Annotated in this window: 13 protein-coding genes and 1 tRNA gene; 8 read left to right on the top strand and 6 right to left on the bottom strand. The window is 60.1% G+C overall.

Annotated elements, in window-relative coordinates; genetic code table 11:
* Positions 1-2 precede the first annotated feature (2 nt).
* From P5540_03330 to P5540_03320, 3 genes are all read right to left on the bottom strand, one after another.
* Entirely contained in the window at positions 3-1,025 is a 1,023-nt protein-coding gene (locus P5540_03330; GenBank protein HRT63832.1) for an efflux RND transporter periplasmic adaptor subunit, read from the bottom strand.
* A gap of 21 nt (positions 1,026-1,046) precedes the next feature.
* Entirely contained in the window at positions 1,047-1,742 is a 696-nt protein-coding gene (locus P5540_03325; GenBank protein HRT63831.1) for a CerR family C-terminal domain-containing protein, read from the bottom strand.
* A gap of 358 nt (positions 1,743-2,100) precedes the next feature.
* Positions 2,101-2,176, bottom strand: a tRNA-Ala gene (locus P5540_03320).
* 342 nt (positions 2,177-2,518) lie between these two features.
* On the opposite strand from P5540_03320, the gene P5540_03315 reads away from it, so the two are divergent.
* The gene (locus P5540_03315; protein ID HRT63830.1) at positions 2,519-3,631 is read left to right on the top strand and encodes an ATP-dependent 6-phosphofructokinase; all 1,113 of its coding nucleotides are present in this window, start codon (positions 2,519-2,521) and stop codon (positions 3,629-3,631) included.
* Between the two features lie 7 nt (positions 3,632-3,638).
* Here P5540_03315 and P5540_03310 read toward each other — a convergent pair whose 3' ends face one another.
* Complete coding sequence (locus P5540_03310; protein HRT63829.1) at positions 3,639-5,099, bottom strand: hypothetical protein; 1,461 nt, start codon at positions 5,097-5,099, stop codon at positions 3,639-3,641.
* An 80-nt stretch (positions 5,100-5,179) separates the two neighbouring features.
* Entirely contained in the window at positions 5,180-7,126 is a 1,947-nt protein-coding gene (locus P5540_03305; protein HRT63828.1) for a SurA N-terminal domain-containing protein, read from the bottom strand.
* A gap of 225 nt (positions 7,127-7,351) precedes the next feature.
* On the opposite strand from P5540_03305, the gene P5540_03300 reads away from it, so the two are divergent.
* Together P5540_03300 and P5540_03295 are read left to right on the top strand one after the other, a co-directional pair.
* A complete protein-coding gene (locus tag P5540_03300) occupies positions 7,352-8,470 on the top strand; it encodes a DegT/DnrJ/EryC1/StrS family aminotransferase (GenBank protein ID HRT63827.1) in 1,119 nt (372 codons plus the stop codon).
* Positions 8,471-8,501: 31 nt separating this feature from the next.
* Complete coding sequence (locus tag P5540_03295) at positions 8,502-8,801, top strand: hypothetical protein (protein HRT63826.1); 300 nt, start codon at positions 8,502-8,504, stop codon at positions 8,799-8,801.
* Between the two features lie 77 nt (positions 8,802-8,878).
* Here P5540_03295 and P5540_03290 read toward each other — a convergent pair whose 3' ends face one another.
* Complete coding sequence (locus P5540_03290; protein HRT63825.1) at positions 8,879-9,337, bottom strand: hypothetical protein; 459 nt, start codon at positions 9,335-9,337, stop codon at positions 8,879-8,881.
* A 166-nt stretch (positions 9,338-9,503) separates the two neighbouring features.
* Here P5540_03290 and P5540_03285 point away from each other — a divergent pair, with 166 nt between their 5' ends.
* The 5 genes from P5540_03285 (at position 9,504) to P5540_03265 (ending at position 19,846) form a co-directional block, all read left to right on the top strand.
* Positions 9,504-11,348 carry an ASKHA domain-containing protein gene (locus P5540_03285; protein ID HRT63824.1) on the top strand — a complete coding sequence of 615 codons (1,845 nt, stop codon included), beginning with the start codon at positions 9,504-9,506 and terminating at the stop codon, positions 11,346-11,348.
* A gap of 67 nt (positions 11,349-11,415) precedes the next feature.
* The gene (locus P5540_03280; protein HRT63823.1) at positions 11,416-13,206 is read left to right on the top strand and encodes a SpoIIE family protein phosphatase; all 1,791 of its coding nucleotides are present in this window, start codon (positions 11,416-11,418) and stop codon (positions 13,204-13,206) included.
* Positions 13,203-14,171, top strand: a complete 969-nt coding sequence (locus P5540_03275) for a glycosyltransferase family 2 protein (protein HRT63822.1) — start codon at positions 13,203-13,205, stop codon at positions 14,169-14,171. Before P5540_03280 ends, P5540_03275 begins: the two co-directional genes overlap by 4 nt.
* An 80-nt stretch (positions 14,172-14,251) precedes the next feature.
* The gene (locus P5540_03270; protein HRT63821.1) at positions 14,252-17,716 is read left to right on the top strand and encodes an alpha-amylase family glycosyl hydrolase; all 3,465 of its coding nucleotides are present in this window, start codon (positions 14,252-14,254) and stop codon (positions 17,714-17,716) included.
* Positions 17,717-17,767: 51 nt separating this feature from the next.
* On the top strand, positions 17,768-19,846 hold the full coding sequence (locus P5540_03265; protein HRT63820.1) for an acetylxylan esterase: 2,079 nt from the start codon (positions 17,768-17,770) through the stop codon (positions 19,844-19,846).
* Position 19,847: the final 1 nt, after the last annotated feature.

The raw sequence follows: 19,847 nt of genomic DNA, 5'->3' as shown, positions 1-19,847 counted from the left end.
GGTCATGCGCCTTCATGTCCGCGATCCGCCGGGACCGGCAGTTTGTCCCATTCGACCAGGACCGACATGCCGGGCCGCAACCCTTCGACGCGGCTCACGGGACGCGCGCGCACCTCGAAGGTTTTCATGTCGAAATCGCCGGCGGTTTTCGTGGCGCGCCATGTCGCGAAATCGCCCAGCGGCTTGATGAAGTCCACCCGCCACTCGACCGCCCGGCCGTTCAGCGCGGGCACGCGCCCCTCGAATTTTGTGCCCATCGGCATCCGGCCCAGCAGATCCTCGCGCAAATTGAACACGACCCACACATCGTTCAAGTCCACGATGCTGAACACGGGAAAACCGGGCGTCGCCAGTTCGCCGGGATCGATGATCGCCTCGGCGATTTCGCCGTCAATCGGCGCCTTGAGTTCGGTTTCCGAAAGATAGGATTGCACTTCGGACACCACGCCCCCGGCCTGATTTTCAATGGCGCGGGCCGCTTTTTTGTCTTCCTCGCGCGCGCCGGCCACGGCCATTTCATGGGTGGCGCGCGCGGCCTCGGCCATCTGCGTGGCCGCTTTCCATTTCGCCATGGCCTCGTCGAGGGTCTGCGGGGAAACGTGGTCGCTTTCGTACAACTGCATCACGCGTTCGTAACTTTTTCGGGCCAGTTCGGCATTGGCCAACGCCATTTGCCACGCGTGGCGCGCCGCCTCGATCTCTTGTATACGCGCGCCGTTGTCGGCTTTTTCGCGCACAGCGCTGGCGGCCTCGCGAGCGCTGGTCGCCTGGGCAGCCTTGGCCTCGATTTCGGGACTCTTCAGCGCGGCCAAGATCTGGCCCTTCGCGACGGCATCCCCTTCCCTGACGAAAAGCGTCTCAACGCGGCCCGCAATTTTCGGGGCGACGTCCACCTGCGTGGCGTCCACTTCGCCCTGGACAATCAGCGGCGCCGGTTTGAAGACGAATTGGCTGCCGTAAATGGCCCCGCCCGTCACGCCCGCCAGAATAGACACCAAAACCAACACACGCAACAAAGTCTTCATGCACTACACCTTCTTTGCCGCTCAGGGGTTCCGGGACGGCCTCCGTCCGGCTTTTGCCGGTTGATCCGCAAGGCCGATGCCCGACAAGACGACGCGCACAACGTGGTCCGCCACCGCGCGCACGAATGAATCCGAATATTCCGTGCGTTTCTGTTCGATAAGAATCGCCTCGCGTCCCAGGCAGTAAAAGACGATCTGGCCCGTGATCGAATAGGCCCACAACGTCGCATCCTGCTCCGTCAGGCGCGGCGCGGCGGCGCGGAGCAACTGGCGCAGGACCACGTGGTCGGGATGCAGAATCCGTGCAAAGAGGAATTCGAGCGCCGGGCCTTTCGCGAGCAAGGCGCGCAAAAGCAGTTGCGCGTACCATTCGGGCAAATCCGCCGACATATATGCACGCGCTTCGCGTTCGATCAGTTCGCGCAGAACGCCGACAGCCTGGGATTGGTCCAGCGTGCGCGCGTCCATGCCGTCCAAGGCCTTGTCCCGCCGCGCCACCATCTTGTCCGCCACGTACTGGACCACTGCCAGATACAGGTTGTCCTTGGTCGCATAATGGTAATTGACCGCCGCGATGTTCGTCTTCGACTTGCGGGCAATATCCCGGACACTCGTGGCGTCGAATCCCCTTTGTGCGAACAACTCCCCCGCCGCGATCAACAGCCGGTGCCGTGTCGCGTCTTTTCCTTCGTCTGCGCCGTCCATCCGCCGTTTCATGTTTCGGTCTCCCGTCGAATGCGCGCAGTATACCCCCACCCGGATTATAAATTCAAATGTTTGTTTCAATCGGGCGTTTTTTTGCCAATTGTGCCGCAACAAATGTCATTTTGTTCCTGCAGGCGCCGAATTCCCGGACTATTCCTCGTGATGGGACATTCATGGGCGGTTGCGCATTTCGAAGGTAATCGTGGCCCATTCCCGGGTGATGTCCGCGATCGGGCGGAGTGGCCGTTTTGTTCTTTCGCTTCGTATCCGCGAGCGAGAACTTATCCATGGCCAACACACAAAACCGTACTGCATGAATGTTTAGGTTGAGTTATTTCCCCTGTCATGCATTCACGGGTCTTTTTGGAAATGGTGGAGATGAACGGGATCGAACCGTCGACCTCTTGACTGCCAGTCAAGCGCTCTCCCAACTGAGCTACATCCCCACGGGATGGGCGCTGTTTGCGCCCTTTGTTGATTGAAAGGAAGGCTATCATATTCCCGGCAGGGAATCAACTTTTTGCACGGGAAATGTTGTGGTAGAATGCACCGTGGAAAACGCATGATAGCGTATTCGGCGGTTGCCGGAAGTCATCATCGGAAAGGAACGTAAACGGCGGACACGTCAGGTGGCGTGTCTTTCGAGTAAGTATTGCTTTATTCTCCCGCGTTCGTTCTTACGGGTTGCCGTTTGTTTTTTTCTCCCAAGACTCATTATCTTGGCATTGTTGTTTCCGGGGCATCCGCCGAAATTGAACTGGACAAAGAGAGGGAAAGGCGCGGAAAAAATGGCAGGTTCAACGAAGAACGCCCGGGGCGTCAAGACGATTGGGATACTGACGTCGGGCGGCGATTGTCCGGGGCTGAACGCGGTCATCCGGGCATTGGTTCGCGCGGTGGCGCATTCCGATGTCGAAGTATTTGGGTTTCTCGAAGGTTTCACGGGGCTTGTGGAGAACCGTTTTCTGAAATTGACCGATGCGGATTGCAGCGGGCTGCTCACGGTGGGCGGCACCATTCTTCGCACCAGCCGAAACAAGCCGAACAAGATGCCGGCTCCGGACGGCAGTGTCCGCGACATGACCGGCGCGGCCATCGAAACGTACCGGCGGCTGAATCTTGATTGCCTGATATGCCTTGGCGGCGGCGGCACGCAAAAAAGCGCGTTTCATCTGATGAACGAGGGTGGAATCCATGTGATCACCGTCCCGAAAACGATAGACAACGATGTGTTCGGCACGGATGTTTGCTTTGGTTTCGACACGGGCATGACGATCGGCGCGGAAGCGATCGACCGGCTGCACACGACGGCGTCGAGCCACCATCGGGTCATGATCGTGGACGTGATGGGACACAATACGGGATGGCTGGCGCTGGGTTCGGGCGTGGCCAGCGGCGCGGATGTCATTTTGATACCTGAAATTCCCTATTCGCCCAATGTCGTTGCGGAGTCGTTGCTGGAGCGGATGCGGCACGGCAAGAAATTCAGCATCGTCGTGGTCGCGGAAGGCGCTACCGCCGCGCCCGATGCTCCCCCCCGGAAACGGGGTGTCCGCATGCCCAAGGAAAAGGAAACGAAGACGGTCCAACCAAAAAGCGCCACGCTGGCTGAATATCTTCATCAGGCAACGGGGCTCGAAACGCGCATTACGTCTCTGGGCTACCTTCAACGGGGCGGCATACCCACGCCGACCGACCGCGTGCTTTGCACGGCCTTCGGCGCGAAAGCCGCCGAACTGGCGCTGGCACGCCGCTTTGGCAACATGGTGGCCAAGCGCGGCGAGGAATTCGTGCCGGTCCCGTTAAAGGAGATCGCCGGGAAGAAGCGAATGGTGCCGTTGGATCATCCGCTGATAATGGCCGCGCGCGCGGTCAATACATGCCTGGGTGACCACGTATGAGCGCCGGTCAGCCGTTGGTCCGCAAGTCCAATTCGTAGAGCTGCGCGAAGGTTTTGAGTTGCCGCGCCCCGTCGAGGCAGTACAGGATCGGATGCGGCCCTGGGTAGATTTCGCAGACATCCTTCACACCGGTAAACTCGACCAGCACGCGCGTTGCGCAACCGCCGACCGGCGGGCACTCCGGCGACTCGACGACTTTCCCCGCCCACGCGTCAAGCCGGTTTTCGCCCGAATGGTATTTGCAGAGGGTCACGGATTCGTCCCGGGGCCATACCACGTCCAAGGCCAGCGTTTTCGGGAGTTGATGGAAGAACGGGCGCAGCCGGTAGGGAACGGCCTTTGCCTTCGGACCGAGCAGGCGGTCCGTGCAGGTACAGTGCGATCCGAGATACAGATTCCGCTCGGTGTCGAATTCGGGATTATGCTGGAATCCGCCGCGTCCGAACAGGTTCGCGCCGAGCATCAGCGTAAGCGTAGCGTTCAGATCGTTTTCGCAGCCGCACGGCACGAGCGCCCCGTTGTTCAGCGCGAAACTGAGGCACGGCTTTCGGTGTTTCAGGAAAAGGCATTCGATGGTAATCGCATCGGCATCGTACCGTTCCATGATCTTCAGCACGGCGGCATGTGCGCGAACCGCATCGAGAAAGGCCTCCTCCCCCAGATCCGTCACCTTGCGTGCGTTCGATCGTATCTTTCGGGCAAATCGCCGCATCTCAGACGTCACCACCGTTTCATCGAAGAGCGTGTTGAACTGGGCCGCCGGAATCCCGTGAATGGGCATGTCGAAAAAAGTCTCGCGGTCGTCGGTTTCCGTCTGAAGACGTCCGGACACGCGCAGCAGGCGGCTCTGGCGCATGCGCACCTTCGCATGAATCGCGCGCAATCCCCGTTCAAGCGCGTCCCAATGCTCGATGGAATGGATGTATTGGACCCGTTTAGCCGTGCGAAACCGGGCCGGCGGCAGTTGATGATTGGATCCGACGGGATGGTACAGGATGATTGGGCCCGGGTATGCATCGAGTATCGGGACCATCTTGGCGCTGAAACTGTTCCAGAAATTGAACAGGATCAGCGCGTCGGGTTTGCTCGCGGCAATGTCGGAGATGAAACCCTGTATGGCCGCATCCGTATAGATTGGGGCCGCATCGATTGCACATTCGAGATCCAGTCCCTTGGCCATGCCATTGAGTCGGGACATGAATTTGGCCTGCTGTTCCTCCGGCTTGTACTGGTTTCCCGGCCATGTAAACCAATTCTCCTTGCTCCAGCCGTCCTCGCACTTGCCGTCCAGCACGACCTGTTCAGGCGGATAGAAAAAGGCGCCGCGAACCCTGCCCGGTTTTTTCGGTCCGGGCAAGACGGAAAGCCCGTCGGAAACGGTCCGTCCCAACGCTTCGCGGGTGGTTCCCCATGCGGCGAGGGCCGCTGCGGTTTTCAGAAAGGTCCTGCGATCGCATCCCTTGGTCACGGCGCTACCCTCCGGAAGCCATTCTGCTTCACTTCATGGCGCTATGCCATAAAAAAACCGGAAACAACCGGTTTTGGACGTTATTCCGATGCCGCAGGGCCGAGATTGGGCTTTGGCAGATCACCCATAGGGACATGTTGAAGCGGAGGCGCCTCGGTGTTTTCCGCATTTTCTTCTTCTTCACGTCCGATGCCGAGCATACGATTGATTTCGTCGTAGTTACGGGTGATGGCGATTTCACGGCCACGCCGTTCGCGCAAATCGGCGAGGTAATCGGACAGGATCTGCGCCCGTTTCGCGCTAAGCGCACCTTTTCGCAACTGCTCCTCTTCCTTCGGCCATTCCTCTTGCCATGCTTTTTCATCCGGCGGGGTCTTTTTGAGCAGTTCAACAAAATACAGGTCCGAACGGAAACCTTTGAGAGGGCCGGCAAACGCCCCCGGCTCCTTCTGACCGAGGACATCGTAGACCTCGACAGTCTGCACGTAGATCTGGTCGCTGAACAGGAAATCGCGGCGGGTAAATTCTTTGGATTCCTTGATTTCCAGATTGAGTTCCGGCGCCTTGGCCACCACGTCCTGCAGAGAATGCGCATCGGCGGCCAGTTTCTCGCCCAGTTTCGCCAGTTCATCGGCGCGTTCCGGCGATTGGCGAATCGTCTCGATGGCGTCTTTGACGACTTTTTCACGAACCGCCTCGAGCGGCTGCAAGACCGGCGGTTCGATTTGAATCACCTTGGCGACATACAAATTGGCGCGCCCCTTGATTACCTCTTTGGGAAATTCGTTGAGGGCGACGTTCGCCAAGCCGCTCCGAACGGCCCAAAGGTCTTCCTTCGCCACATTTTCAATACTTTCGCTGTCCCTGGAAATACCTTGAGCCGTCATGACCGGCAAACCGGCTTCGGCGGCGGCCGTCCGCAAATCGCCGGACTCTTTCGCCTTTGCCAGCAAATGCGCGGCCTTTTCCTCGCGAGCCATGCGTTCCCCTTCCGTCAACTTCGGACGGATAATGATTTCACGGGCCTTGACGCTTCGGGCGCCGGTCGCTTCATCCGTGCGTTCCTGCTCGACTTTGAAAATGTAATACGCCCCGAAGGATTCGATGGGATCGCTTACCGCGCCGACCGGAAGCCCAAGCAGCGCCTTGATGTGATCGGGATCATTCGGACCGGGCGCAACCCACTCCATCTCGCCGCCCTGTTCCTTGTCGGGACCTTCCGAATGCTGTTTGGCCAATTCGGCGAAATCGGCCCCCTCCCGCGCGCGCTTCACGAGGTCATCCAGCAACGCGGGCCGCTCCACGGCCAGGGAAACGGCCGCAAATTCGATGTCGCGTTTTTCCGGAAGTTGATAGCGGGTGGGGTCTTTGTCGTACTCCGCCTTGATTTGCTCTTCCGTGGGCACGATTTCAGGATCCACCTTGACATAGCGGATTTGGATTTTGGTGTGATTGTCCTCAAATTGTTTTCGGATTTCCGTGTCGAGCACGCGCGCCGGCGCCATGGCCTGCCGCACAAGCAATTCACGCCCCGCCTGCGCCCGGAGTTCATCGTAAATCACATTCCAGTTGCGGCCCCGTTCGGAATCTATCCACGCATTCCACAACGAGGGGCTGAAATTGCCCTTTTCGTCCTGAAAGGCAGGCTCTTTCTTCAGACGTTCCAACAGCATGGCCTTGTCCATCGCAAAATCGGTTTTCTGAACTTCCATGGTCAACAGGGCGGAATCAATCAAACTGTCCAACACCCGTTCGGCCGTGCCGTCCTTGGCCAGTTCGCTTACCGGCGGACGGGGTCCCCCCTGAGCGCGACGGTCGAGTTCGGCGTTCATGCGCCGTTCGAAATCCATCGCCAGTATCGGACTCTTGCCCACGGTGGCCACGACGCCACTCGTTTGGCCGTCGCCGCGGTGCATTCCTCTGCGGGAACGCCCGGCATAACCGCCCCATACAACAAAAGGCCCGATAATCAGGACGATCAGAACCGTCAGGATTGATTTCTTGTACTTGCGCATCAGATGTACCATGATGCGGATATCCTCCAAAAAGACACGTCAAGATTTCGCCGGCGCTTTTCGCGTGGGTGAAACCGCCAATACAATCCGGAAATCCGAAAGAGACTAGCACACGAATGCCAAACCGCGCAAATTCATGCGAAAACACGACAACACATCGAAGCACTCATTTGAACCGGATCGCATCATCTGCTACCCTCGGCGCGTCATTGTGTGAAAACGTGCCGGGGTAACTCTATGCCAGTGCCGATGATAGATCTTCGCGCCCAGTATCGCCGCATCAAGCCGGACTTGGATGCCGCGGTCGCCGAGGTTTTCGAGACACAGGGATTCGTAGGAGGACCGAATGTTGAAAAACTGGAGGAGGGTATCGCTTCGTATCTCGGCGCCGGCGCCGCCATTGCGTGCGCTTCGGGCACGGATGCGCTGCTGCTGTCGTTAAAAGCCCTTGGAATCGGCCCCGGCGACGAAGTCATCACAACGCCGTTCACGTTTTTCGCGACAGCGGGCGCCATCGCCAATGTGGGCGCGAAACCGGTTTTCGCGGACATCCGGCCCCGGTGTTTTACGATCAATCCGGAGTGTATAGAACCGCTTGTCACGCCACGCACGAAAGCCATCATTCCGGTGCATCTTTACGGCCAGTGCGCCGACATGGAGGCCATCCATGCCATTGCAGCCCGGCACGGCCTCACCGTGATCGAGGACGCCGCCCAGGCGCTCGGCGCCAAACGCCACAGCCGTCCCGCCTGCACGCTCGCGCCAATGGCCGCCATCAGTTTTTACCCGACCAAGAACCTTGGCGGCGCGGGCGACGGAGGCATGGTCATCGCCCAAGACGCGGCCTTGGCGGAGCGCGTCCGCCTGCTGCGCGCGCATGGGGCCGGAACGACCTACATTCATGCGATTGTCGGCACCAACAGTCGGCTGGATGCCCTGCAGGCGGCCGTTCTCAATGTGAAACGGGCCCATCTCGATGAATGGAACGCCGAACGCCGGGCTCGGGCCGCCTATTACACGGAACGGTTCGCGGAGGTCCCCGAAGTGACCGTGCCCGTCGAGTGTCCCGGCAATTTTCACGTCTACCACCAGTATGTAATCCGCCTGCCACGCCGCGACGAGGCCCGGGACTTGTTTCGCGCGCGCGGGGTCGGCTGCGCCGTGTTTTACCCGCTGCCGCTCCACTTGCAGGAATGTTTCCGCTACCTTGGCTACTCGGAACGCGACTGCCCCCACGCGGTGCAGGCCAGCCGCGAGGTGCTTGCATTGCCGATGTTTCCCGAACTCACTCCCGAACAACAGGACGAGGTCGTCGCCCTTGTCAAGGAGCACCTCGCCGGGAAGCCTGTGTTATAATTTTCATGAATAACAAAGCAGGAGACGTGAAATGCGTGTGCGAACGGCGGTTGCCATGGGGCTGGCGGCGCTTGCCACGGGTTGTCTGAGCGATGTGCATGATCGCCGGCCTTTCACGAAAGAATGGCGGAACGAAATCGAGCATGATCGGGCCTTTCAGGAACGCCGGGCTCGAATTGACAAAAAAGATCCCGGGAAACTGAAGGCCGATGGCGGGGCCATCGGACACGATCGCACGGACGGGCCTCCCCTGATTGGAAAACAACAGGGAATTGCCGCCGACGTGGATGTTCAGGGAAATGCCGTCGTCCGGTACGGTGTCCGGTGGTAGTCTGACGACTTTCTAAGGAAAAGGCCGCCATTTCACGAAGAAACGGCGGCCGATCCCTTGGATTTGCTTGTGAGCGACTAGATGCCTTCGATATTGGCGCCGGACACACGCCATACGCCGTCTTTGTCTTTCTTGTATTGCAACTCGACGGTCACGGATCCCTCGTTGGCGCTGGCCTCGATCGGATAAACGCTGGCGGTCTCCTTGTTCACGGTAACCTTGGCGTTGTCCAATACCACCTTGGCGTTGTGTTCTTTGACCAAATCCGGAAACTGGTCCACATAGCCCATCTGCTTGCCCTGCTCGATGTACTCGGCCAGTTTGGCCTTGCCACCGTCCACATCCGGATGATAGAAATCTTCCGAAACGTAGTTCAGAATGGTGTCGGCCTTGCCGGCCAGCAGGTCGGCCACGAGGCTTTGCGTCTGCTGCATCACCAGTTCCTCGGGCTTGGGCTTCTTGCCGGAGGACGCACAACCGGCTGTCAGCAATGCCGCCACACAAAGAACCACCCACATGCGTGTCATGGACTTCATATCGTCCTCCTTTTGCTTGTTTTTCCTTTGTTATCCTCAACGCACGGCGATACCTTACGTTATTTTGACATGAAAAGTCGAATTTGGTTTCATACCGGCGGACTTTGTTGGGGGCCGGTAAACGTCATATACTGATACGGCCGCACAGAAGGATGCGACGCAAGCCATGAGAGAAGCCGAAATACCCGTCACGTTTCAGCCGCATGGGCGGACTGTGTTCGTATTGAAAGACAGCACGCTGCTGGAAGCCGCCGCGCAGGCAGGTATCGCCATCAACACGCCGTGTGGGGGCGGTGGCACGTGCGGCAAGTGCAAGGTTCGCGTGATGGCGAACGCGGAGGATCCCTGTGAAGCGGAACGCGCGACATTGAGCGCCGCCGAATGCAAGGAAGGATATCGCCTGTCGTGTCAGACGCATATCCACAAGGCGATGACCGTTGACATTCCCGAAACATCCGTTCTGGCATCCACGTTCCAGATTCTTTCGGATGCGCACGACACGGTCACCGACGTTTCGGATGCCACGCTGCGAAAAATAGCCGTCGAGTTGCCCGTTCCCGATCGAGGCGACGCGATAGCCGATACCCGCCGGATCGAACGCGCCATCGGTCCCTTTACGCTGGATTTTGACCTGTTGCGCATACTACCTCTGCGTTTGCGGCAGGACGGTTTCCGCGGAACGGCCGTTCTTGCCGATGGCCGACTGCTGGATTTCGAGCCGGGTGACACCCGCGCCCAATGCCACGCCGTCGCCTTGGACATCGGCACGACCACGTTGGCGGGCGCGCTGTTGGATCTGACCACGGGCCGTGAATGCGCCAATGTGGCGCGAATGAATCCGCAAACCCGGTTTGGAGACGATGTCATTTCACGCATTCAATTCACCCGGCAGGAAAGCGATGGGCTGCAATCGCTTCACGAGGCCATTCTGAACGAAGCCAATGACATGATCGCGGAATTGGGGGCGCAGGCGGGCGTCTCGCCTAAGCACATCTACGAGGTGGTGATTTCAGGCAACACGACCATGCAGCAGATTTTCACCGGGATCAATCCGGCGGCGCTAGGCGAGGCGCCGTTCACGCCCGCATGCGCCGATGCGCTTTCGCTGCGCGCCTCGGAACTGGGTATCCGCATCCACCCCCGCGGGCGCGTGTACGCCTTTCCCGTCATCGGGGGGTTTGTGGGCGGCGACACGGTCGCGGGAATCCTGGCGACCTCGCTGCCGAAATCGGATGGGCCCACGATGCTTGTGGATATTGGCACAAATGGTGAGATTGTCGTTGGCCACAAAGGGCGTTTGATCGCCGCCTCGACGGCCGCCGGTCCGGCTTTCGAGGGCGCACGGATCATGCACGGCATGCGCGCAACGGCCGGCGCCATCGAAAAAGTCTTGTTCGACGGGGACGTGCGGATTAGCGTCATCGGCGACGCGCCGCCCGTCGGACTCTGCGGTTCCGCACTCATAGACGCCGTCGCCGAATTGTTGCGGCACGGGATGCTTCTTGGCCAAGGGATGTTGCTGGGCGCGGATGATGTGCCCGATACCGTGCCGCGTCCTCTGCGCAAGCGGCTGGTTTCAACGGAGGACGGGCCTGCCTTTGTCCTTGCAAACGGCGGTGAAACGGCCACAGGAAATCCTGTTCTGCTCACGCAAAAAGACATCCGGGAAGTCCAACTCGCCACCGCGGCCATTCGCTCGGGCGTGGCCATCCTGATGCGTCGTATTGGACTCCGATCCGGCGATCTCGAACGGGTTCTGATCGCGGGTGGTTTTGGCAACTTTATCCGTCGAAGCAACGCGCAGCGCATTGGTCTGCTGCCCGGGGAACTGGATCGCCACCGCATCCAGTACGCGGGCAACACATCGCTGGCCGGCGCGCGGCTGGCCGCCGCCTCAAAACGCGCCCGTGAACGCGCCGAAGAATGGGCGCGGCAGGTGGAGCATGTGGACCTATCGCTCGATGTCGAATTCCAGAACGAATACGTCTCCGCAATGTTCTTCCCCGAATAATCCCCGCGCCCTGCGGGAAGAAAAGAAAAGTCGCCTATCCGCGCGAGGGTATAGTAGACTGTCCGGCATGCAAGGCAAAATCCTGATTGTTGGCGATGATCCTTCATGGGCCGGACTGCACGAATGGCTGGCGGCGCAAGGATTGGAAGTAGACGTTGCGGCGAACGCGGACGAGGCATCCCGCCTTTTAGATAGGTCGGCGCACGATGTTGTTCTTGTGAATCCACGGATTCCGATTGCGAAAGGACACAGCCCCGTCGAATGGATACGGCAACAGGCGCCGGACGCCTTGATCTTGGCCGTTCTCGTTTCCGGCACGACGGGGGAAATCCGCACCGTCATCCGGCAAGGCGCCCACGATGTGTTGCCAGGACCCCGGGAAGCGGAAGAACTCTTCTTGCACCGGATTACTCAGGCGCTTGCCTACCGGCAAATGCGCAAAGAACGTGATCGCCTGCAGGAGTCGCTTCAATCCAAGGCCGGGGAACTCGCCGATCGTCTGGGCCAGTTGGAACTCGCGCACAGCATCCTGCAGGCGCAGGCCGTGGCCATCCAAGTGGATCTCAGCCGCGCCATGCGTATCCAGCGCGGCCTGTTGCCCCGCACCACACCCCGCGCGGACCGTATTTCCGCCGCCGCGGCGTACCATCCGATGGCGAAAGTGGGCGGCGATCTGTACGATGTGTTTCCTCTCGACGATGCGCATGTGGGTTGTTTCATCGCCGACACGTCAGGGCACGGCATCAGTTCGGCGATGTTGACGATCTTTCTCAAGCATGCGATTCAGGGCGCGACATGCGCGAGCGGCGGAGCGGCGCGCATGCCGGGCGAGGTGTTGCGCGAACTCAACCGCACGATTCTTTCCGAGGCGTTCAGCGAAGGGTTGTTCGTGTCCATGACCTGTCTGGTCCTCGACGTCGAGACGTTCACCGCCGCGTATTCCAGCGCAGGGCATCGCCCCCTGTTCGTGCGGCGGAACGACGGAACGATCGAACGCCTGCACCGCCCCGCGCCCGTGCTGGGCGTCAATCCGTTCGTGGCGTATTCGGATGGCGAGATTGTTCTGCAGCCGGGAGAGTTGATTGTCTTCCACACGGACGGCATCACCGAAGCGCGCAGCGTGGAGGGTGAATCGTTCGGGGAAGATCGCCTGGTGGAAGCCGTTCGCGGAGCCGAACCGCATGCGGATACGGTTGTGGCCGCGATCGAACAGGCGCGCAACACCTTTCGAAAAGGCGCGCCGCGCGTGGATGACGCCACCTTGCTGGTTCTGGGCATGGAACCGCAGCGCGTGCCCCTGTGGACGCCGGATGAGCCGGCGCCCCAACCTATTGCGGGCGGTCCACGATCGGTTAAAGTATTGACGGCGCGCAAGAATGGACATGTGTTTATCGGTTTGTCGGGAACGGGGTCGTGGCGGGAGAGCCAACAGGTCTTCGATCTGTGCCGGCAACCCGGCGTGCAATCAATCACGCTTGATCTAACCGATTGCACGCATTTGGACAGCACTTTTCTCGGCGTGCTTCACAATATCGCCACGACCCTGTCGGATGAGACGGGCATCCGTTTCGAAATTCAGAATGTGCCGCGCGAGTTGCTGAAAACCATGAGCGAACTCGGCCTGATTGGCGTACTGATGCACTTTCGCCCCAAATCCATTCCACTGCCCGAGGACATGGCGCCGGTTGAAGGCGGAGCGCCCGCCGGCGAGGAATTGGGCCGTCTGCTCCTGTGGGCGCACGAGGCCTTGGTCGAGGCCGACCCGCGCAACGCCGACCGGTTCGCCGCGGTATTGCAGGTTCTTCACGATCAGGCTCGCGGGGCAAGTCGCGGCGACAAAAGGGGCGGCCTTCCATGAATCCGGTCGAATCGCTCGATTTCGTGATCCCCGTGTACAACGAGCGCGACACGTTACCGGCGCTTGCGGAAGGCATCGCGCGGCATGCCGCGCCGCATCCGTTCCGCATCCTCTTCATTGACGATGGCAGCGACGACGGATCGGACAAGGTTCTGCTCGAATTGCACGAGCGATATCCCTGGGTGGACACGATCCGGTTTCGCCGGAATTTCGGCAAGACCGCCGCGCTCGCCGCCGGTTTCCAGCGTGTACGGGGGGACATCGTCTTTACGATGGATGCCGACCTGCAGGATGATCCGAAGGAGATTCCCCGTTTCATCGAGGCGATTCGCGCGGGGGCCGACATGGTGTGCGGATGGAAACGCAAGCGCCATGATCCATGGCACAAGACCCTTCCCTCGCGCGTTTACAATTGCTGGGTGTCTTGGGTGTTCCGCATTCCGCTTCACGATGTCAATTGTGGATTCAAAGCCATGCGCGCCGAGGTGGCGCGGCATCTGATCCTGTACGGCGAGATGCATCGGCTCATTCCGGTGCTCGCGCAGCAGAACGGCTGCCGTTTGGCCGAATTACCGGTTGAGCATCATCCCCGCCAATCGGGTGTTTCGAAATACGGTTTCGAGCGGTTCATGCGCGGCGCGGCGGATGTCGTCACGGTGCGCTTCCTCGAACGGTACGGCGCATCGCCCGGGCACTTTTTCTATCCCTTGGGCGGTTGCCTGGGGATCATGGGGGGACTGGCGGCGCTGAGATCGGCGCTTGACGTCGCCGTCGGTCGAAACGGGACGGCGCAAGCGCTCGGATTGGCCGGCCTGCAACTGCTGTTGGCGGGCACGATCCTGTTTGGCCTTGGACTCGTCGCCGAACGAAGCGTCCGCATGCGGCCGCCCATCAATCCACCGGCCATGGTCGCATCGGAACACATTCACATAGAAGACAAGGAACCGAGCGACGATTGCCGGTAGCGCCGAAGCAAGGCGCATGCATGGCAACCCATGCCCCCAATCATGTATGCTCCCTCATACAACACCGGATTCCAAATAATATGTTGACCCCTCAAGCGCTATCGCATCGCAGCCATTACTTTCCGCTCGGATTTCCGATAGCGGAACGGGCCTGGCGGCGCTGGAACGCCGCCGACCTGGCCGCCGAAGCACCGGGACAGCCCGGCTATGCCTATCGTGTCCTTGCTGATCGCATAAACGGCGCGCCGCATTTTCATACCTATCCATCACGTCCGGTTCGCGCGGGCGACATGATGGCGTTCGCCCTATTGACCGAGATTTTGCGTTATGTCGTCAACCGGTATTGCCTCGAGGAAAATCCCGGCATCATGCTGGAGGGACTGGACGCGATTCGGTCCGCCGACGGTCCGTCGCTGGTCAATCGTCCGCTTCAGGCGTTTGTTGCGCTTTATCCGCCGCCCGAGGTCTATGCCGGACAGGCGCCCGGCGCGTATCTCTCCGGAACCGAAGCGCTTGTTCCCCACGAGTACGACGCCGCGCGGGAAACCTTGCTATTGCATCTTTCCATGGCCAATCCGGCGGCAGAGGCAATGCGCCCCTTGTTCGACGACGAGGAACTCCGGCAAACAAGCCCGTATCTTTCACTGGTCGAGCGCATCGAGCTCTTTTTCCGGCATTGTCCACCTGTCAAGGGTTTGGGACAAGCGCTTTTTCCCCTGTTGCGCGCACCGATGGAAGCGTCACCGGATTCCCTACAAGGACAACTCGAATATGTCCGGAATCACTGGTCGCCGGTGTTGCCTTCCGATTTGCTTGAACGGATCGTTCTTGTCTCGGATGTCATCAAAGAAGAAACGGCGATGCGCGGCCACGGTCCCGGGCCGATCCAGCCTCTTCGGTTCGGACGGGATGCCGGCTTCAACATTGCCTATCCTGAACCGGAAGCGTTCACGCAAGACCGCGACTGGATGGCGAACGTCGTGTTGATTGCCAAGTCGGTCCATGTATGGCTGGATCAGATTTCCAGGCAATACCAGCGGAACATTACCCGACTCGATCAGGTGCCCGACGAAGAACTGGACCGTCTGGCGCGATGGGGCTTTACCGGACTTTGGATCATCGGAGTGTGGGAGCGGTCGCCCGCCTCGCAACGCATCAAACAACTCATGGGCAACCCCGAAGCGCTCTCCTCGGCGTATTCGCTGTACGATTACACGATTGCGGCGGACTTGGGCGGCGCGGAAGCGCTAGACAACCTGCGGAATCGGGCCGCCGCGCGCGGCATCCGTCTCGCGAGCGACATGGTGCCGAATCATGTGGGCCTATACTCGAAATGGGTCGTCGAGCATCCGGACTGGTTCATCCAGTTGTCCTACCCGCCCTTTCCGGGCTACCGGTTCAACGGGGAGGATTTATCCCGCGATCCGCGGATTGAAATCCGCATCGAGGACGGGTATTGGGAACACCGCGATGCCGCCGTGGTTTTCAGGCGGGTGGACAAACTCACCGGCGACACGCGCTACATTTATCACGGCAACGACGGCACCAACATGCCGTGGAACGACACCGCGCAACTCAACTTTCTCATTCCGGAGGTGCGAGAGGCGGTCATCCAGACAATCCTGCATGTCGCCCGGCAATTTCCCATCATCCGGTTCGACGCCGCGATGACGCTGGCCAAACGCCATTACCAAAGGCTCTGGTTCCCGCAGCCCGGCGACGCCGGCGCGATTCCCTCGCGCGCGGAACACGGCATGTCGCGCGCGGAATTCGACGAGGCGTTTCCGAAGGAATTCTGGCGCGAGGTCGTGGATCGCATCCAAACGGATGCGCCCGATACACTCCTGCTGGCCGAGGCGTTTTGGCTCATGGAAGGCTATTTCGTTCGGACGCTCGGCATGCACCGCGTCTACAACAGCGCGTTCATGAACATGCTGAAGATGGAAGAGAACGAAAAATACCGGCTGACCGTGAAAAATGTCCTCGAATTCAGCCCGGAAGTCCTCAAACGATTTGTCAATTTCATGAACAATCCCGACGAACGCACCGCCGTGGAACAATTCGGACGCGGCGACAAATATTTCGGGGTCGCAGTGCTGATGGTCACCATGCCGGGGCTGCCCATGTTCGGCCATGGCCAGATCGAGGGTTTCACCGAAAAATACGGCATGGAATACAAACGCGCCTATTGGAATGAGGCCGTGGACGAAGGCATGGTCGCCCGGCATGAAAACGAAATCTTTCCGCTGATGCGCAAGCGGCGCCTCTTCAGCGAAGTGGAACATTTTGCCTTTTACGATGCGCACACGCCCGGTGGCGGAGTGGACGAGAACGTCTTCGCCTACTCAAACCGTGCCGGCGACGAACGGGCCGTCGTGCTCTACAACAACGCATACAACACGACGTCCGGCACGGTTCGCGCATCCGTCCCCTTCAACGCGGGAGACAGCGATCACCGGGACCTTCGAACCACCACCCTCGCGGAAGCCCTCGCCCTCGACACGCGCGATGACTGTTTCTACGTTTTTAGCGATCACCGGACCAAACTGGAATACATTCGCCATGCGCCCTCCCTGGCCGCACACGGTTTGTCGTTCGATCTGCACGCCTACGAATACAAGGCGTTTCTCGACTGGCGCGAGATTCACGATCGCGACGGCACATGGCGGCGGCTCGAGGAATCATTAAGCGGACGCGGCGTGCCAAGCATTGAAGAAGCCTATGGTGAAACCGTCCTTGCGCCGATCCACGAACCGTTCCGTCGTGTCATGAACGCCGAAATGTTGCGCGTCCTGATTGCAGGGCCGACCCAGGAACATCGCGCGCAACTCGAAACAGCGCTACGGCAATTCCTCGATGCCGTGACGGCATATCTGGGAACCATCTTGGACGCCAACGCCGTCGTGGCCTCTGTTTTCAGGGAATTGAATACTCTAACCGCTTTGAAACCCCCGAAACCGGTGGATGGTTATTTGATGAAACCGATGGCCGACGCCCGGGAAAAGAACACACTGGAGGCCTTCTGGCGCGTGCCGGTGGCGCTGGCCATCCTGCGGCCCATCGGTCATGCGCGACTCGCGGGCGATTACACCGCGAACGCCGCCGCGCGCATGGACGAATGGATGCTGGCCAAGGTGGCGATGGAGGCCTTTGCACAACTCGACGGCGACGAATCCGCGGCACTCCATGATGCGTTGCTAATCAAAATCCTCTTGACGCATTCGCCGGTGCTCGATTTTGCGCCCAATGCCGGGGGCGCCCTGCTCGTTCGCCGCATGTTTGAGGACGTGTCCGTGCAGCGGTTCTTGGCAATCAACCGCCATCGGGGTTTTTTATGGCTCCGCAAAGAACCGCTTGAACGGCTCGTGTATTGGCTCGTGTTCGAGAACATCGTGGCGCTCCGTTGTATGCGCGGCGCGCGGAAGGAAACGATAATGGCCCGATACCAAAACGGGCAGGATCTTCTTCGCGCCGCGGAAGAAGCGGGGTATCGCATTGACCGGTTGCTTGAATTACTGGGACGCGAGAAGGGCGGCGGCCTATAGGACCGATCCGTCCGATCCGTCCCATTTACGGCTTGGGCGCAAGGAGGCGTAATGAAAGGCTGGGTTATGTCGGGATTGGCGCTGATATCTTTGTCGGCGCTGGGCGCGCCGGATGAATTCGCGCTGGGGCCCGTTGCGTCGAAGACAGACCTGCGCATGATGGTCCGGCGCGACATCGTGGCGCGTTGCTGCCGCTTGCTCGAAGATGCCGCCAAGAAACGCGAGGCCGCGTTTGCTTCCGGCGAATGGGAAAAATGGCGGCAGGATATCCGCGGCAAGGTGAACGCGGCGCTAGGGCGTCCGGTATTCGGCGCAAGTGCGCCCCCGCTGAACGTCCGGCCCATTTCGCGGTATGAGCAATCGGGCTATGTTATTGAAAACGTCCTGTTCGAGTCGTTTCCGGGTTGGGACGTGAACGCGTCGGTCTTCCTGCCGGACGCCTCCGCGTATCCGCCGCCGTGGCCGGGTATCGTCGTGCCTGTCGGCCACAGCGGAAAACAAATGGAAAGTTACCAACTGCCGGCCCAACTATTCGCGCGGCTCGGTTACGCGGCCGTGTTGTTCGATCCGCCCGGAATGGCCGGCGAGAAACAGGGCCGCAACGATCATTTCACCGATGGCGTCCGATGCTATCTCTGCGGCTATTCGTCGAACCGCTACTTCGTGCTCGACGCGCTGCGTTGTGTGGATTACCTTGCGTCGCGGTCCGATATTGATTTGCGCAACGGCGTGGGCATGACGGGTGTGAGCGGCGGCGGAACGACCACGATGTTCGCCGCGCTGCTCGACGACCGCATTCGCGCCATCGGCCCGTCGTGTTGCGCCGTGCCGAACGCACGGCATCCCATACGCGACGCGTATGCCCCCTGCGCCGAAACGCTCGCGCCGAACCGGTTCGCGGACGGCTACGACGATATTGACGTGCTGGCGGCCGCGATTCCCACGCCCGTCCTGCTCATGGCAGGCGCGGCGGACGAAGTTTTCACGGAAGCCATGAGCGAGGCGATTGCCACAGAGGTCAAACGCGATTTCACGCGCGCGGGCCATGCGGACCGATTCGATTTCTTCAAAGATCCCGGCGGGCACGCGTACACCACCGGGATGGCGCTGGCCTTCGTGCGATGGATGGACCGATGGGTGCGCGGGACGCCGGATCGCGCGTTGGAAACGCCGGAAAAGTTGGAGATGGTCGCGCCGGAGTTGTTGCAATGCCATCCAAGGCGCGAGATGGACATCTACACGGCGAACCGCGATTGGGCCCGCAACTTACGCAAGGACCGCAAGGAAACCGTTGCGCCGGAAACCGTGCGTGCGCTCGTTGATGCGCCCATGGAAACGGCCGCTCCCCGCGCGGAAACGGGTCCCGCGACATTGGCATGGGTCCACAATCTGCAAGAGATCCTGATCGAATCCGAGCCGGGCATCGAGTTGCCCGCGACGTTCCTCTATCCTTCCAAACAAGGCTGGCGCGGGCCAGCCGTTTTGTATTTCGACGACCGGGGACGCTGGACGGATCTGCGCAGCAACGGACCGCTTGCCGCAATGGCCGGATTCATCGGACGCGACGAACAGAGCCTCGCCGTGATGACGGTAGACCTACGCGGATGGGGCGACAGCGTTCCCGCGGACCTGCCCTATGAAATCGCGGGATGGGGCGCGCGCGACCGCTGGATGGCATACGTGTCCGCCGCGCTGGGCGACCCGATTTTCGCCATGCGCGTCCGCGACGGGCTGGCCTCGCTGGCGTACCTTCGCTCGCGATCCGAAATCGAACCATCCCGGATTGCCATCGGCGGACGCGGGATGGGCGGAGTCGTTGCACTGCACGTTGCGTTGATGGGCGGAAACCTCGCGGGCGTTTTCAGCGTCGAAGCGCTGTCGGCCTTCGATATGCTCGTCGAATCGCCCGAATACCGATGGTCGCAGGAAGATTTCTTCAGCGGCGTTCTGTGTCATTACGACATCCCCGCGCTCGTGCGTTCGCTGAAAATACCGGTTCTCATGGCAAGTCCGCTCGATGCCATGAAAACCCCATTGGCCGCGGACGCGGCGCATGCGCTGTTCGGCGAGGCAGCCGCCGAAACAAACGACGCCGTCCGTTTTGTACGCCAATTGTTCGGGAAGGAATAAA

The sequence above is a fragment of the Candidatus Hydrogenedentota bacterium genome, assembly GCA_035450225.1.
Classification (GTDB): domain Bacteria; phylum Hydrogenedentota; class Hydrogenedentia; order Hydrogenedentales; family SLHB01; genus DSVR01.
The sequence above is the reverse complement of the archived record's forward strand: the minus strand, read 5'-3'. Positions and strand labels throughout refer to the sequence as shown.